The organism is Arthrobacter sp. SRS-W-1-2016, assembly GCF_002009585.1.
Lineage (GTDB): Bacteria > Actinomycetota > Actinomycetes > Actinomycetales > Micrococcaceae > Arthrobacter > Arthrobacter bambusae_A.
Genome location: NZ_MTPV01000068.1, coordinates 43,555 through 56,527, shown reverse-complemented (window position 1 = coordinate 56,527; position 12,973 = coordinate 43,555). Strand labels below are relative to the sequence as shown.

Here is a 12,973-nt window from a genome sequence, read left to right as displayed (position 1 = left end):
ATCAGGCGCTGTGCGCAGGATCAGCCGGAGCGTCGGCTTTGCTGTTCAGCGTGACCTTGCTGTTCAGCGTGCGCCACGCGTCTGCGGCGGCTTCCTGCTCGGCTTCCTTCTTGGAGTGGCCGGCGCCTTTGCCGTAGGCGGTGCCGCCGATCTGGAGGACGGCTTCGAAGGTGCGGGCGTGGTCCGGACCGGAGCCTTCGACGGCATAGTAGATGGACCCGAGCTGACGGCTGGCGGCAAGCTCCTGCATGCTGGTCTTCCAGTCGGTGCCGGCCCCAAGGGCTGCGGCGTCCTTGAGCAAAGGACCAACGAGCCGCATGACGAGCTGCCGGGCGGTCTCAATGTCGTTGGAAAGATAAGTGGCGCCGATGAGCGCTTCCATGGTGTCGGCAAGAATTGACGATTTGTTCTTACCGTCGGTGAGCCTCTCGCCCTGCCCGAGGTAGATGAATTCGCCGATGCCGAGATCCCGGCCGATACCTGCGAGGGCGCGGGTGCTGACGACGGCGGAGCGTCGCTTCGCCAGTTCGCCTTCCGGGAGTGCAGGGTTGTCGCGGTACAGCGAATCGGTCACGGAAAAGCCCAGGATGGAGTCGCCCAGGAATTCGAGGCGCTCATTGGTGGGAATCCCGCCGTTTTCATACGCGTATGAACGATGTGTCAGAGCAAGACGAAGCGTCTCGGCGTCAATGGAGACACCGAGACGCTTCAGAAGCTCTTCAGTTGAAGACATCCTTGTCAGCCTTGTGGCGGATTTAGACGTCTGCGACCTTGCGGCCCTTGTATTCAAGGAACAGCGCAGTCCCGGCGGAGTCGGTGACGACCTTTGCCTGGTGCGGCAGGCTGTAAACAACCTGGCCGTTTTCGATGGTCTTGACCAAGTTGGGGGCAGTTGCCTTCCACTGGGCACGGCGGGCGCGTGTATTTGCGCGAGACATTTTCCGCTTGGGAACAGCCACGGCTATCTCATTTCTCTTTTAGTCAGCACTTACTAATCAGTTTGCCGGTCGGTCTTAGCCAGTTCAGCTAGGGCAGCCCAGCGAGGATCCAGGTCCTCGTGGTGGTGCCCCGGCTCGTCTTCCAGACGCACTCCGCATATTGAGCAGAGGCCCTGGCAGTCTTCCCGGCACACCGGCTGGAACGGCAGCATGGTTACAACCGCGTCCCGCAACACCGGTTCAAGATCGATTAGATCGTGCTCGACTCGACGTTGCTCTTCATCGTCTTCTTCGTCCGAAAGCTCCACGCCCTCATAGAAGAAAAGTTCTTGCACATTGACCTCAAGGTCATACGCAAGGGGATCCAGGCATCGTCCGCATTCGCCCTTGACTTCAGCGAATACGGTTCCAGATACCAGAATTCCTTCGTGTACGGCCTCAAGCCTCAGGTCGAGCTCGATATCCGAGCCTTCCTGAACGCCAATGAGTGCCACGCCAAGGTCACTTGGCGCGGGTACATGTTCCGTGAGCGTCCGCATGCTTCCTGGACTACGTCCGAGGTCCTTGACGTCCAGCGTCAAAGGCGAACTTGCATCTCGCTTAATGAGAACTCCTGTAGAACATATGACCGACGTACCATCTTAGCCTGAACGCGTGAACGGACTCAAACCGGGTCAATTGCAACGCGTTCTGCCCGAGGTACCGATCCAGCTTACCCGTTGTGCGGCTGCTCCGCAGCCGACCCGCCAGCGAGGAGCCTCCTGAGCACCGATTTGGGCACGAAATCGGAGACATCGCCGCCGAGGAGGGAGATTTCCTTGATGAGCGTGGACGACAAGTGCAGGTAGTGGGCCTCCGCCGGAAGGAAGACAGTCTCGACGCCGGACAACTGGCGGTTCATGGTGGCCATGGGAAGTTCGTAGTCAAAATCCGAGGACGAACGCAGGCCCTTCACAATCGCCGAAATTCCCCGGTGCCTGCAGTATTCGGCGAGCAGTCCCTCACCCATGGGCTCCACGATGATCCCCCGCAAGGAAGCCAGTGTCTCCCGGGCCATGTCCATGCGCTCTTCCAGGCTGAAGCGGTACTTCTTGGCGTAGTTGGTGGACACAGCAACGACGACTTCATCGAACAAGCCGGCGGCCCTCGCGATGACTTCCAAATGTCCGTTGTGGATGGGGTCGAAGGAGCCAGGGCACACAGCGCGTCTCATGGTTCGAACCTACCCCATCCGGGGCCGCAGGCACTATGGCGATACCATGGCTGGAACGGCGGGCCGGAGGAGCCGGAAGCCAGCACCCCAGGAAGGCAGCCCCACAGTGACGAGCCCGGCCTCTCTCAGCCAGAACACGTCCGCCGCGCCTTGGCAGCGAGCCGCCAGCGGAGCCAACCTGCTTTCGGCCGACGGCAGCCTCGGAGTGACCATCTTCGAAGAAATGACCACCCTGGCACTGTCCACCGGCGCCATCAACCTGGGCCAGGGATTCCCGGACGAGGACGGCCCCGCGGAAATCAGGGCAGCGGCCCAAGCCGCGATTACGGCGGGAGCCAACCAGTACGCGCCCGGCAAAGGCATCCCTGAGCTCCGCGAAGCCGTCGCTGCGCACCAGGAACGCTTCTACGGACTGACCCCGGACCCGCAGACCGAGGTCATCGTGACCACCGGGGCCACTGAAGCCATCGCCGCGTCACTGCTCGCATTCATCGAACCGGGCGACGAGGTCCTCACCTTCGAGCCCTTCTACGACTCCTACGGCGCCATCATCGGGCTTGCCGGGGCCAAGCACGTGACCGCTCCCCTGCTGGCACCGGACTTCCTTCCGGACGTGGATGCCATGGAATCGGCATTCAGTGAACGCACCAAGGTTGTCCTCCTCAACAACCCGCACAATCCCACGGGCGCGGTCTTCCCTCGCGAGGTGCTGGAACGCGTCGTCGAGCTCGCCCGGAAATACGACGCCGTGATCCTCAGCGACGAAGTCTACGAGCACCTCACCTTCGGCGTGCAGCACCTTCCGATCGCCGGCATCCCCGGAGCGGCCGAGCGAAGCGTCACGATTTCCTCGGCCGGCAAGACCTTCTCTTTCACCGGTTGGAAGATCGGATGGCTCAGCGGACCTGCCCATCTGGTAGCGGCGATCCGCACCGTCAAACAATTCCTCAGCTACAGTTCCGGAACCCCTTTCCAAAGTGCGATTGCTGTAGGCCTTGCCTTGCCCGATGAGTTCTACGCCGGCATCGCGTCCGCCCTCCAGCACAAGCGGGACATCCTGGCCGAGGGACTACGGGCCGCCGGCTTCGGCGTCTACACTCCGCAGGGAACATACTTCATCAACGTGGACACCGCGCCCCTCGGCATCAGCGACTCCGTGGACCTGGCACGAAGGCTGCCGGAGCTCGTCGGAGTGGCGGCCATTCCCGTTCCGGTGTTTTGCCACCCGGAAGGCGCGGAGAGGACGCGCAGCCTGCTCCGATTCGCGTTCTGCAAGAAGACCGAAGTACTGGAAGAAGCCGCCGCCAGACTGGCCACCCTGCGGGACAAGCTTTGACCATGTCCGCCGGGCAAATCCACGAGGGGCGGCGTTTCCTCCGGACCACCGGCCAACATGCCGCGATCGAAACCGACACCTTGATCGACGGCGCCTACATCCTGCGCATCGGCGACGCAGAACAATCCCATGTCAATCTCGCGGAACCGGCGGAAATCTTCTACGAGTACCTCCGCAGGATCGGCCATGTGGTGGATCTCGCAGCGCCAGCCGGGCAAGCCATCACCGCCCTGCACCTCGGAGCGGGGGCCTTGACCCTGGCCCGCTACATCGAGGCGACGAGGCCCGGTTCGGAACAGCACGCCGTCGAGCTCGAACGTGAATTGCTCGACTTCGTGCTGCAGAAGTTGCCCATGCCCGACGGCACCCGTTTGGAGACCCATATCGGCGACGCGCGGGAAGCCCTCGCCGAGCTGCCCGCGGAACTCGAGTTCGACGTCGTGATCCTGGACATCTTCTCCGGTCCGGAGGCTCCTGCGCATATCGCCTGCCAGGAGTTCTACGAAGAGGCCGCGGCGCGGCTCCGGCCCGAGGGAGTGCTCATCGTCAACGTCGGCGACGAAGCGGCCCTGACCCTGGTACGCAGCCAGGTCGCCGCGATGCGCAGGGCGCTGCCCGACGTTGCTGCGTTCGCCGAGAGCGGCATGTTCGCCGGCCGCTACCCCGGCAACATCATCCTGGTGGGAACGCGCCGGCCCTGGCCCGCCGAGTGGACAGCGGAACTCCTGGCCCGGGGGCCGCACCCGGCAGCCGTGTTGAGCGGTGTGGAGTTGGACCGGATTTCCAGCTAGCGCCGCCTATCGGGCCAGCGCCGGACCTGCCGGCACTGCGCTAGACGGGTTCGGCGAACCAGAGCTTGGTTTCGCCGTACTTCTTGTCGGCAAACCGTTCCAAGGTGTCCGGCCAGTCCGGTTCGGGAGACCGTGAGGAACGCTCGACGACCACCACCGCGCCTTCATCGAGGTGGAAGGCGAGCTTGGCGAGGACTGCCTTCAGGGAAGGCTCATCCAAGGGATAGGGCGGATCCAGGAACACGAGGTCCCAGAGGACGTCATCCGCCGCGCGTTCCAGGAAGGACTCCACTTTGGAACGAGTGACGGAGACAATCCTGCGTCCCAGGACCTGGTTGGCCATGTCTGCGTTCCGCTGGCAGACCTCGGAGGCGCGTGCATCAGATTCCACGAGTTCGGCAGAGCGCGCGCCCCGGCTGGCACTTTCGATGCCGAGCGAACCCGAACCCGCATAAAGATCCAGAACCCGGGCATCGTCGATGGCGTCGAGCGCCTCGAGCCGCGAGAACAAGGCTTCCTTGACGCGGTCCGTCGTGGGCCTGGTGGCGTTTCCGGGGACGCTGACCAGCGGGTTGCCACCGACCACGCCGGCAATGATCCTGCTCATCGGCCAAGCCCCGGGGCTGCGCACACCGAGGTGCCTTCCGGATTGGAATCCTTAGCCGCGTTCAAGGAACGCCTCCTTTTCGGGGTTCAGATATTCGTCAATTGCGGCGGCCAGGGCCTGCTGGCCCTCAAGCCCGGGATCGTTGGCAACGAGCCCCTGGGCATCCGTGCGGGCGCGGGCGATCACGTCCTCATGCTCCAGGACCCGCAACAGTCTAAGCGTGGAGCGCCCGCCGGATTGCGAGGCGCCGAGGATGTCTCCCTCGCGGCGCAGCTTGAGGTCTTCCTGGGAAAGTTCGAAGCCGTCGGTAGTGGACGCTACGGCGTCAAGGCGCCTGCGGCTGGGGTGGCCGGGTTCGAGCGTCGTGACCAGCAGGCATGTGCCCGGAAGACCGCCCCGGCCCACCCTCCCGCGGAGCTGGTGGAGTTGGGAAATGCCGAAGCGGTCGGCATCAAGGATCACCATCAGCGTGGCGTTGTGGACGTCCACGCCCACCTCGATGACGGTGGTGGACACCAGCAACTGGGTCTGGTTGGCGGTGAACGAGGCCATGGTTTCGGACTTGAGCGCCGGATCCTGCCGTCCGTGAAGGGGCTCCACCCGGACGCCGCGCAGGACCGGCTCCTGGCCGAGAGTTTCTACGACGGCGGTCACCGAAGCGAGCTCGCGCGCCGGGCCCTCGTCCGAAAGTCCGGCGTCGCTTGGCTCCGCTTCGCCCGGGCTGAAGTCGCCGTCGTCGTCGTCTCCGATCTTGGGACAAACAACGTACACCTGGTGACCGGCGTCGATTTCTTCCCGCGAGCGTTTCCAGATCCTGGCCGCCCAGCCCGGATTCTCCGCGAGTCCGACGACGTGGGTGGAGATGGGTGCCCGGCCCGCTGGAAGTTCGTCGAGCACGGACGTCTCAAGATCGCCGAAGACGGTCATGGCAACCGTGCGCGGGATCGGGGTGGCAGTCATCACCAGCAGGTGCGGCGGCCGGTTGGCCTTGGCCCGCAGGGCGTCGCGCTGCTCCACCCCGAAGCGGTGCTGCTCATCCACCACAATCAGGCCGAGGTCCTGGAAAGAGGTCTTGTCGCTCAACAGTGCGTGGGTGCCGATCACGATGCCGGCGTTGCCCGACGCCGCGTCCAGCATGGCCTGCTTGCGGGCAGCCGTCGGCATGGAGCCCGTCAGCAAGGCGACCTGGACCGACCCGGGGCCGCTCCCCGGCCCGCCGTCCAACGATCCGGCGCCACCCAGCATCCCGGCGCCGCCGAACAACCCGTCGCGCGCCAGCGGGCCCAGGGTCCTCCGAATGGAATCGAAGTGCTGTGCCGCGAGGACCTCCGTGGGTGCCAGCAGTGCAGCCTGTCCGCCGGCGTCCACCACTTGCAGCATGGCCCGCAAGGCCACGATCGTTTTTCCGGAACCAACCTCGCCCTGCAGCAGGCGGTTCATGGGCGAGTCCTGTGCCAGCTCGTGGGAAAGCGTCTTTCCCACGGCGGCCTGGCCGGCAGTCAGCGTGAACGGAAGCTGCCGGTCGAAGGCGGCAAGGAGCCCTTCGGGCAACGGCCGCCGGGCGGTGGCCTCCTCGGCAGCCAACTGGGCCCGGCGCCGCGCCAGCGCAGCCTGCAGAACGAGTGCCTCTTGGTAGCGGAAACGGTCACGGGCACGCTGCCAGTCCGCTGCCGTTTCCGGGGAATGGATCAGCCGATACGCCTCCCCCACCGCCAGGAACTTCTCCCGGGACGCGATTTCGGCAGGCAGCGGATCCTCGATGCTGTCCACGTCGATGGTGTCCAGCAGCGTCGTGATGACCTTGTGGATGGACCAACTGGTGAGTTTCGCGGTGGCCGGATACACGGGAACGGGCATGGCAGCCAGCTTTTCCGGATCGACGGAACCGCCTAGCTCCGGGTCCTCGTCGAGGAGCATGAAGTCCGGATTGGTCATGCCCAGGGATCCGCCGTAGCGGCTCACCTTGCCTGAGAACATCACGCGGCGCCCCGGCTGCAGTTCGCTGCGGGCGCGGAAGCCGTTGAAGAAACTGATCTTCAATGTTCCGGGGATCTGTTCGCCGCTGGCCTCGTCCGTGACCACGACGTCCGTCAACGATCCCCGGCGTGCCCGCATTTGCCGGGTTGAGTTGGACAGGACCCTGGCAATGAGGGTGGCCTCTTCATCCAACGGCAGTTTACTGATGGGCGTCAGCTCCCCACGGTTCAAGTAACGGCGGGGAAAGTAGTTCAGCAGTTCCCCGACAGTGTCCAGGCCAAGGTGCTTCCCGATGACGGACGCGGAGCGTTTGCCGATCCGCCGCTCGAGGGGAAGGTGGAGCTCAGTATTCATGCCCGTGCTGGCCTGCCGGAAGGCCTGGGTCGCGCGGCATCGAGAGCTGGCTGACGGAGATGTCGGTGGGGTCGCCGAGTGAGCGGATGACGGCCACAGCGGCTTCAGCGTCCGGAACGTGAACGTGCACGCGCCAGCGGTAGCTGGCTTCCGCAGCGTCCTCATCGTCATCGTCGTCGTCCCCGGCACCGTTCGATCCCGACGGGTTGCTCGCGCTGCCCACCTGGCTCATGATGACGGAGTCGCCGAGTTCGTCCAATCGCTGGCGGAGCGTGGCAGCGGCCAATGGTGAAAGGCTGATGGTGCACATGACTTCGACGCCGTCGTCGGCGGGCATCCCGGCGTGGATATGCGGATCCTGCAGGTCATAGCCGTGCAGCCCGTCCAGGAGCTCATCCTGGAGTTCCTCGCCGAGCACGGCCGAACGGAGGCAGTCCAGGATCAGCAACATGCCTACCCCGCCCGCGTCCACTACCCGGGCGGCGTGCAGCGTGGCAAGTTGGTCCTCGGTTTGCACCACCGCATCCAGCGCGGCGTTGACGGCGGCGTCGAGGGCCAGGCCGAGCGCCTGGTTGCTGTCATCCCCGTTGTGCGCGGTATCGCATTCGCCGGCTGCCCTCGCGGCAGCTTCGAGGACGGAAAGCATGGTGCCCGGTACAGGCTCGCTCAAGGCCGACCAAGCCCGGATCTGGGCCCGGTTCAAGGCGGCGGCAAGGAGCGGCGCACTAAGGCGCGCGTGCCCTGCCAGCGGCTCAGCCAGTGCGCATAAGAAGACGGCAAAGAGTGTCCCGGAGTTCCCACGGGCCTGTTCCATGGCCGCCCGCCCCGCCACGGCCAGAACGACGCCGACATCGTTGACCGGCTCGTCCGTCGTGGAACGATCAGAGAAAGCTGCGGCAGCGGCGCGGACGGTGAGGTAGAGGTTGGTTCCGGTGTCGCCATCTGCCACCGGGAAGATGTTGATGGCGTTGAGACGGTCGCTGTGGTTCCCGAGCGTCGTCTCAGCTTTGCCAAGCCACCGCTTCATGGCGTGCGTATTGGCGGCAATCTTAGTCTGCAAAGTGATCCCATCCCGCGGTGTCAGCGGGCATTCCCGCTATCCGGACGCCGCTGTGCTGTCCTTCGGCAACGGCCTGGATCGAGCCTATCGCAGTGAAGCCGGAAGGTAGCTGAACATTTGCTGGAAATGTCGCCAGCAGTCCATGGTCCTCTCCGCCACCCAGGACCCATTCCATGGGATCGAGGCCAAGGGGAGCCGAGGCAGCTTCCAAGGGAGTGGCGAGGGCCTTGAGCGCGATGGGGTCGAGGTCGAGGACGACGCCGCTGGCTACGGCGAGGCGGCCGGCGTCGCGCAGGAGCCCGTCCGAGACATCCATCATGGCGGTTGCTCCTGCCTTGGCACCCAGCGGTCCTGCGGCGAGGGGCGGCTGCGGCCGGCACTGGCTGTCCATGAGTGCGCGCTGGGCAGCGTTCAGCTGGCCCACGGGTATGGTGCTTTCGAGGAGGGCAAGTCCCGCTGCAGCGCGTCCCACAGTTCCGGCAAGGGCCAGGGTGTCACCGGGACGGGCCCCGGAGCGGAGGACGGCAGGAAGCCCATGCATCGTCCCGACGACGGCGACGGTCACCGCGATTTCGCGGCCACGGCCGAGGTCTCCCCCGGCGACTGAACAATCGGGTGCCCCCAGTCCGACGATGCCGGCCGTCAGGCCGTCGGCGAAGTCCTCGACCCACAGGACCGGAGTTCCGGGCGGCATCGTCAGGCTGACGACGAGGGATACGGCAGTGCCGCCCATCGCGTTGATGTCGCTGAGATTCTGTGCCGCCGACTTCCAGCCGACGTCATACCCGGTGGTCCGGTATCCGTTGTTCCATTTCAGCCGGAAGTCCTGGTCCTGGGTCTGGGTGTCGATGGAAATCAGGGTCCGGCCGTCCGGGGCAGCGACGACGGCGGCGTCGTCGCCCGGCCCGAGCAGCACGCTGCTGCTGTGCTTCAGGCGCGGAAAGATGCGTGCGAGGAGCTCCCCTTCGGAGAGCTCACCGACAGTCTGTTGTTCTATGGACACAGCTCTACGCTATCGCGAACCGCCGACATCAAAGGGCTGTCCGCTGGCGCCCGTTGCTCCGATCCTCGGCTTGCCGCAGCCGCGATAGGCTTGATCAATGCAACAAACGAAAGCCGCTGTGTACGTTCGCGTCCTCTGTTCATTGACAGCCGCGGCGGTTTCGGTCCTCAGCCTTGCAGCCTGCTCCCCCGTGGTCGACGTCCAGCCCGCGGCCGATGCCGCGAACGCCGCCTGCGCGCCCATGATGGTGGCGCTCCCGGACACGATCGGCGATGCCGCGCTGCGGAAGACCAATAGCCAGGCCACGGCGGCATGGGGCGACCCGTCGGTGCTGATTCTGCGTTGCGGGGTCAATGTGCCCGGCCCCACCACGGACCGCTGCGTCACCGTGAACGACGTCGACTGGGTCATCAAGGAAGGCAACCCGGTATGGACCCTGACCACGTATGGTCGCGAGCCCGCCACGGAGATCCTCATGGACCCGAACAAGATCAGCTCCGCCACGGTCCTTGCGGACCTTGCACCGGCGGCGTCGAAGATCAAGGCAGTCCGCAAGTGCGTCGGCCAGCCTGAGCTGCTGCAGAACCTGCCCACCGGCGCCCCCGGCAAGTAGCAGGCGTGCCGCAGCAGGCTGTCAGCGACAGCCTGCTGTCAGCGCAGGCCGGTTTTGCGGTTGAGCGCCAGGTAGATGAGCTCGTCGATCAACTCGGCGTAGCCAAGCCCGGAGGCCGCCCACATTTGCGGATACATGCTCTTCGGGGTGAATCCGGGCATCGTATTGATTTCATTGATGATGAGTTCGCCGTCCGGCGTGTAGAAAAAGTCCACGCGGCTGAGGCCTTCTGCACCGACAGCGTCGAAGGCAGCCGCAGCGAGCTCACGGACGCGTGCAATGGCCTCGGCGGGAATATCGGCCGGGCAGCTCAGGGCTGCGGCGCCGTCCTCCACATATTTGGCGTTGAAGTCGTAGAACTCGTGTTCGCCTGGAGCTACGGCGATCTCCCCGGGCATGGAGGTTCGCGGGACCGCGGTGCCTCGTCCTTCCAGGACGGCGCACTCGATTTCGCGGCCCACAATGCCGGCCTCGATCACGAGCTTGAGGTCGTGCCTCCGTGCCTCGTCGATGGCGGCATCCAATCCGTCCATCGAGTCAACCTTGGAGATCCCCATCGAGGAACCGGCCCGGGCGGGCTTCACGAACACGGGAAAGCCGAGGCGGTCAACACGCTTGCGCACGGCTTCGGCGTCGTTGATCCAATCACGGTCAGTGACTGCCACATACGGCCCCACCGTAAGGCCCGCGGCCTCGAAAACGACCTTCATGAAATGCTTGTCCATGCCGACGGCGGATGCCAGCACTCCGGCTCCCACATAGCGGGTGTCGGAAAGCTCCAAAAGACCCTGGATGGTGCCGTCCTCTCCCCAGGGCCCGTGCAGGAGCGGAAACACGACGTCCACGGAACCAAGTTCCTCAGGCACGGCGTTCGGCGCCGTGACGATCAATTGGTGGGCTCCACCCACCTCGGCGAGGGTGACGGTCTTCCCCGAAGGAGGCACCTCAGGCAAGGCCGTTGCGCTCAGCGACCACTGGCTGATGTCAGCGGAGGGGATCACCCACTGGCCCGACTTGGCAATCCCGATGGGGACGACGTCGTACTTGTCTTTGTCGATGGCGCCCATGACGCCGGCCGCCGTCACGCAACTGACTGCGTGTTCGCTGGACCGACCGCCAAAGAGCACGGCGACGCGGGGCCGCCGGTGAGCGGCCGGCATCGCAGACTCGGCAGTTCCGGTGGATTCGGCACTTCCGGTGGAAGCGGCAGTCTCGGCAGTTCCGGCAGACAGGGATTCTTCGGTCACAGTCAGTAATCGCCTTCGGACTTCAGGGAGCGGGCCAGGAGTCTGGGCCCAAGTTCATCAACGGACAGTTTGCCTTCGAGGACGGCTACCACGGCCGCGGTGATCGGCATGTCGACGCCGAGTTTTCCGGCTAGTTCGTAGACAGCGTACCCGGATTTGATGCCTTCCGCCGTCTGGGTCATGCGCTCGGTGACCTGTTCCAGCGTCAAACCTTCGCCGAGCAAGCGTCCTGCCGTATGGTTCCTGGACAAGGGCGAAGAGCAGGTGGCAACGAGGTCTCCGAGCCCGGCGAGGCCAGCCATGGTGCGTGCCTCGCCACCGAGGGCAAGCGCCAACCGGGAGGTTTCCGCAAGGCCGCGAGTGATCACGGATGCCTTGGTATTGTCGCCCATTTGCTTGCCTTCGCAGATGCCGACGGCGAGGGCGATCACGTTTTTCACGATTCCCCCGATTTCGACGCCGACCACGTCGTTGCTCGTGTAGGGGCGGAAGTACGGCGCGGTGCAGTAGAGCGCGAATGATGCAGCCGTTGTTTCGTCGCTGCATGCCACCACGGAGGCCGTGGGTTCCCGGCGCGCGATCTCCATTGCCAGGTTGGGGCCTGAAACGACGGCGACCCGTTCCTGCGGAATGTCGAGTTCCTCGGAAATCACTTGGCTCATGCGGGAATCGGTACCGAGTTCAAGGCCCTTCATGAGGGAAACGACCACGGCGCCGGGGGCGACGAGTGGTTTCCATTTGCGCAGTTGAAGCCGAAGCGACTGCGCCGGCACGGCCAGAATGACGATCCCGGCGCCCGCAAGGACTTCGGCCACATCCGTGGAGGCCGTGATGGAATCGGGCAGCGCAATGTCTTTCAGGTACTGGGCGTTACGGTGCTCCGTGTTGATCTGGGCAACCACTTCGTCCCGCCGGCCCCAAATCCGGATGATCCGCTCCGCACCGGTGGCTATCGCAGCATCCGCCAGGACTTTCGCGAATGTGGTACCCCAGGATCCCGCGCCAAGCACGGCGACAACACCGTTATCGCCTATGAGTTCTTCCCCGGAGGTCACTTCTGTCCGTCCGTGGCGTCGGCGCCCGAGGTTCCTTCAGTCGCTTGGAAGCGACCGTGCTTGGACTGGTTGTGGGCGGCAGGGTCCCAGCGTTCCTTGGGCGGTTCCTCCCCGCGCAAGGTTGCAAGGAGCTCCGTGATGGCGTCCATGATGACGTCCGTAGCCTCAACCAGGGTAGCCCGATCCAGCGGTCGGCCTTCAAAAGCGCCGAGATCAATCGGATCGCCGACCAAGATGCGGGAAGTCTTCCGTGGGAAGACATGCAGGCGCTTGGCGTACCGGGGGAACACCTCTTGGGCACCCCAATGGGCGATGGGAACCACGGGAGCACCGGTCTGGAGCGCCAGGCGCGCCGCGCCCGTGTGACCCTTCATCGGCCACAAATCAGGATCGCGCGTCAGCGTGCCCTCAGGGTAAATGATGATGGCACCGCCGGCATCCACCACTTCCTGGGCGGCTTGCAACGAACGGTTCGCGCCCGCCGTCGAGCGCTCCACGGGAATCTGGTTCGCAGCGCGCAAAAGGTTACCCAGGACGGGGACCTTGAAGAGGCCGGCTTTCGCGAGGAAATGCGGTGGACGCTTCATGTTGTAGAGCATGTGCCCCACCACAATCGGGTCGATTTCGGTGCAGTGGTTCGGAGCCGCAATGAAGCCACGCGCGGGAAGCTTTTCGGTCCCCTCCCACTTCTTTGCCATGAGGATGTTCATGAGCGGTCGCGCAACTCCCGCAAGAACAGCGAACATGGCACGGCTCTGGGCCGATTCCTTCAAGGTATC

General features: G+C 64.7%; 14 protein-coding genes. 3 read left to right on the top strand and 11 right to left on the bottom strand.

The features are described 5' to 3' along the window. Position 1 precedes the first annotated feature (1 nt). From rnc to coaD, 4 genes are all read right to left on the bottom strand, one after another. Positions 2-733, bottom strand: coding sequence for a ribonuclease III (gene rnc / locus BMF89_RS18895; RefSeq protein ID WP_078108598.1), 732 nt, complete (start codon positions 731-733; stop codon positions 2-4). A 22-nt stretch (positions 734-755) separates the two neighbouring features. After that, the gene (gene rpmF / locus BMF89_RS18890) at positions 756-959 is read right to left on the bottom strand and encodes a 50S ribosomal protein L32 (protein WP_028264646.1); all 204 of its coding nucleotides are present in this window, start codon (positions 957-959) and stop codon (positions 756-758) included. Between the two features lie 32 nt (positions 960-991). After that, positions 992-1,519: a DUF177 domain-containing protein gene (locus BMF89_RS18885; RefSeq protein WP_059387665.1), complete on the bottom strand. Its 528-nt coding sequence runs from the start codon at positions 1,517-1,519 to the stop codon at positions 992-994. 131 nt (positions 1,520-1,650) lie between these two features. After that, positions 1,651-2,151: a pantetheine-phosphate adenylyltransferase gene (gene coaD, locus BMF89_RS18880; protein WP_078108597.1), complete on the bottom strand. Its 501-nt coding sequence runs from the start codon at positions 2,149-2,151 to the stop codon at positions 1,651-1,653. Between the two features lie 46 nt (positions 2,152-2,197). On the opposite strand from coaD, the gene BMF89_RS18875 reads away from it, so the two are divergent. Both BMF89_RS18875 and BMF89_RS18870 read left to right on the top strand, forming a co-directional pair. Beyond that, complete coding sequence (locus tag BMF89_RS18875) at positions 2,198-3,487, top strand: aminotransferase class I/II-fold pyridoxal phosphate-dependent enzyme (protein ID WP_078108628.1); 1,290 nt, start codon at positions 2,198-2,200, stop codon at positions 3,485-3,487. A 2-nt stretch (positions 3,488-3,489) separates the two neighbouring features. After that, complete coding sequence (locus BMF89_RS18870) at positions 3,490-4,278, top strand: fused MFS/spermidine synthase (protein WP_139359739.1); 789 nt, start codon at positions 3,490-3,492, stop codon at positions 4,276-4,278. A gap of 40 nt (positions 4,279-4,318) precedes the next feature. Here BMF89_RS18870 and rsmD read toward each other — a convergent pair whose 3' ends face one another. The 4 genes from rsmD to thiL are packed head-to-tail and all read right to left on the bottom strand — an operon-like array spanning position 4,319 to position 9,279. Next, positions 4,319-4,885 (bottom strand): 16S rRNA (guanine(966)-N(2))-methyltransferase RsmD, encoded by a 567-nt coding sequence (gene rsmD / locus BMF89_RS18865; protein WP_078108596.1) that lies wholly within the window; start codon positions 4,883-4,885, stop codon positions 4,319-4,321. A 51-nt stretch (positions 4,886-4,936) separates the two neighbouring features. Further along, positions 4,937-7,216, bottom strand: coding sequence for an ATP-dependent DNA helicase RecG (locus BMF89_RS18860; RefSeq protein ID WP_078108595.1), 2,280 nt, complete (start codon positions 7,214-7,216; stop codon positions 4,937-4,939). After that, a complete protein-coding gene (locus BMF89_RS18855) occupies positions 7,206-8,243 on the bottom strand; it encodes a DAK2 domain-containing protein (protein WP_078108594.1) in 1,038 nt (345 codons plus the stop codon). The genes BMF89_RS18860 and BMF89_RS18855 overlap by 11 nt, the downstream gene beginning before the upstream one ends. A gap of 22 nt (positions 8,244-8,265) precedes the next feature. Further along, positions 8,266-9,279, bottom strand: coding sequence for a thiamine-phosphate kinase (gene thiL, locus BMF89_RS18850; RefSeq protein ID WP_078108593.1), 1,014 nt, complete (start codon positions 9,277-9,279; stop codon positions 8,266-8,268). Positions 9,280-9,376: 97 nt separating this feature from the next. Here thiL and BMF89_RS18845 point away from each other — a divergent pair, with 97 nt between their 5' ends. Beyond that, positions 9,377-9,892 carry a DUF3515 family protein gene (locus BMF89_RS18845; protein ID WP_078108592.1) on the top strand — a complete coding sequence of 172 codons (516 nt, stop codon included), beginning with the start codon at positions 9,377-9,379 and terminating at the stop codon, positions 9,890-9,892. 38 nt (positions 9,893-9,930) lie between these two features. Here the strand turns inward: BMF89_RS18845 and BMF89_RS18840 are convergent, their stop codons facing one another. From BMF89_RS18840 to BMF89_RS18830, 3 genes are all read right to left on the bottom strand, one after another. After that, complete coding sequence (locus tag BMF89_RS18840; RefSeq protein ID WP_078108626.1) at positions 9,931-11,052, bottom strand: D-alanine--D-alanine ligase family protein; 1,122 nt, start codon at positions 11,050-11,052, stop codon at positions 9,931-9,933. A gap of 89 nt (positions 11,053-11,141) precedes the next feature. After that, the gene (locus BMF89_RS18835; RefSeq protein WP_078108591.1) at positions 11,142-12,194 is read right to left on the bottom strand and encodes an NAD(P)H-dependent glycerol-3-phosphate dehydrogenase; all 1,053 of its coding nucleotides are present in this window, start codon (positions 12,192-12,194) and stop codon (positions 11,142-11,144) included. Then, positions 12,191-12,967 carry a lysophospholipid acyltransferase family protein gene (locus BMF89_RS18830; RefSeq protein ID WP_078108590.1) on the bottom strand — a complete coding sequence of 259 codons (777 nt, stop codon included), beginning with the start codon at positions 12,965-12,967 and terminating at the stop codon, positions 12,191-12,193. The genes BMF89_RS18835 and BMF89_RS18830 overlap by 4 nt, the downstream gene beginning before the upstream one ends. Between the last annotated feature and the right edge of the window lie 6 nt (positions 12,968-12,973).

Excerpts from the sequence above, each read along its gene's own strand:
- BMF89_RS18875 (WP_078108628.1), top strand. The coding sequence starts at position 2,198 with ATGGCTGGAACGGCGGGCCGGAGGAGCCGGAAGCCAGCACCCCAGGAA.
- rnc (WP_078108598.1), bottom strand. The coding sequence starts at position 733 with ATGTCTTCAACTGAAGAGCTTCTGAAGCGTCTCGGTGTCTCCATTGAC.
- rsmD (WP_078108596.1), bottom strand. The coding sequence starts at position 4,885 with ATGAGCAGGATCATTGCCGGCGTGGTCGGTGGCAACCCGCTGGTCAGC.
- coaD (WP_078108597.1), bottom strand. The coding sequence starts at position 2,151 with ATGAGACGCGCTGTGTGCCCTGGCTCCTTCGACCCCATCCACAACGGA.
- BMF89_RS18855 (WP_078108594.1), bottom strand. The coding sequence starts at position 8,243 with ATGAAGCGGTGGCTTGGCAAAGCTGAGACGACGCTCGGGAACCACAGC.
- BMF89_RS18870 (WP_139359739.1), top strand. The coding sequence starts at position 3,490 with ATGTCCGCCGGGCAAATCCACGAGGGGCGGCGTTTCCTCCGGACCACC.
- BMF89_RS18845 (WP_078108592.1), top strand. The coding sequence starts at position 9,377 with ATGCAACAAACGAAAGCCGCTGTGTACGTTCGCGTCCTCTGTTCATTG.
- BMF89_RS18840 (WP_078108626.1), bottom strand. The coding sequence starts at position 11,052 with ATGCCGGCCGCTCACCGGCGGCCCCGCGTCGCCGTGCTCTTTGGCGGT.
- BMF89_RS18860 (WP_078108595.1), bottom strand. The coding sequence starts at position 7,216 with ATGAATACTGAGCTCCACCTTCCCCTCGAGCGGCGGATCGGCAAACGC.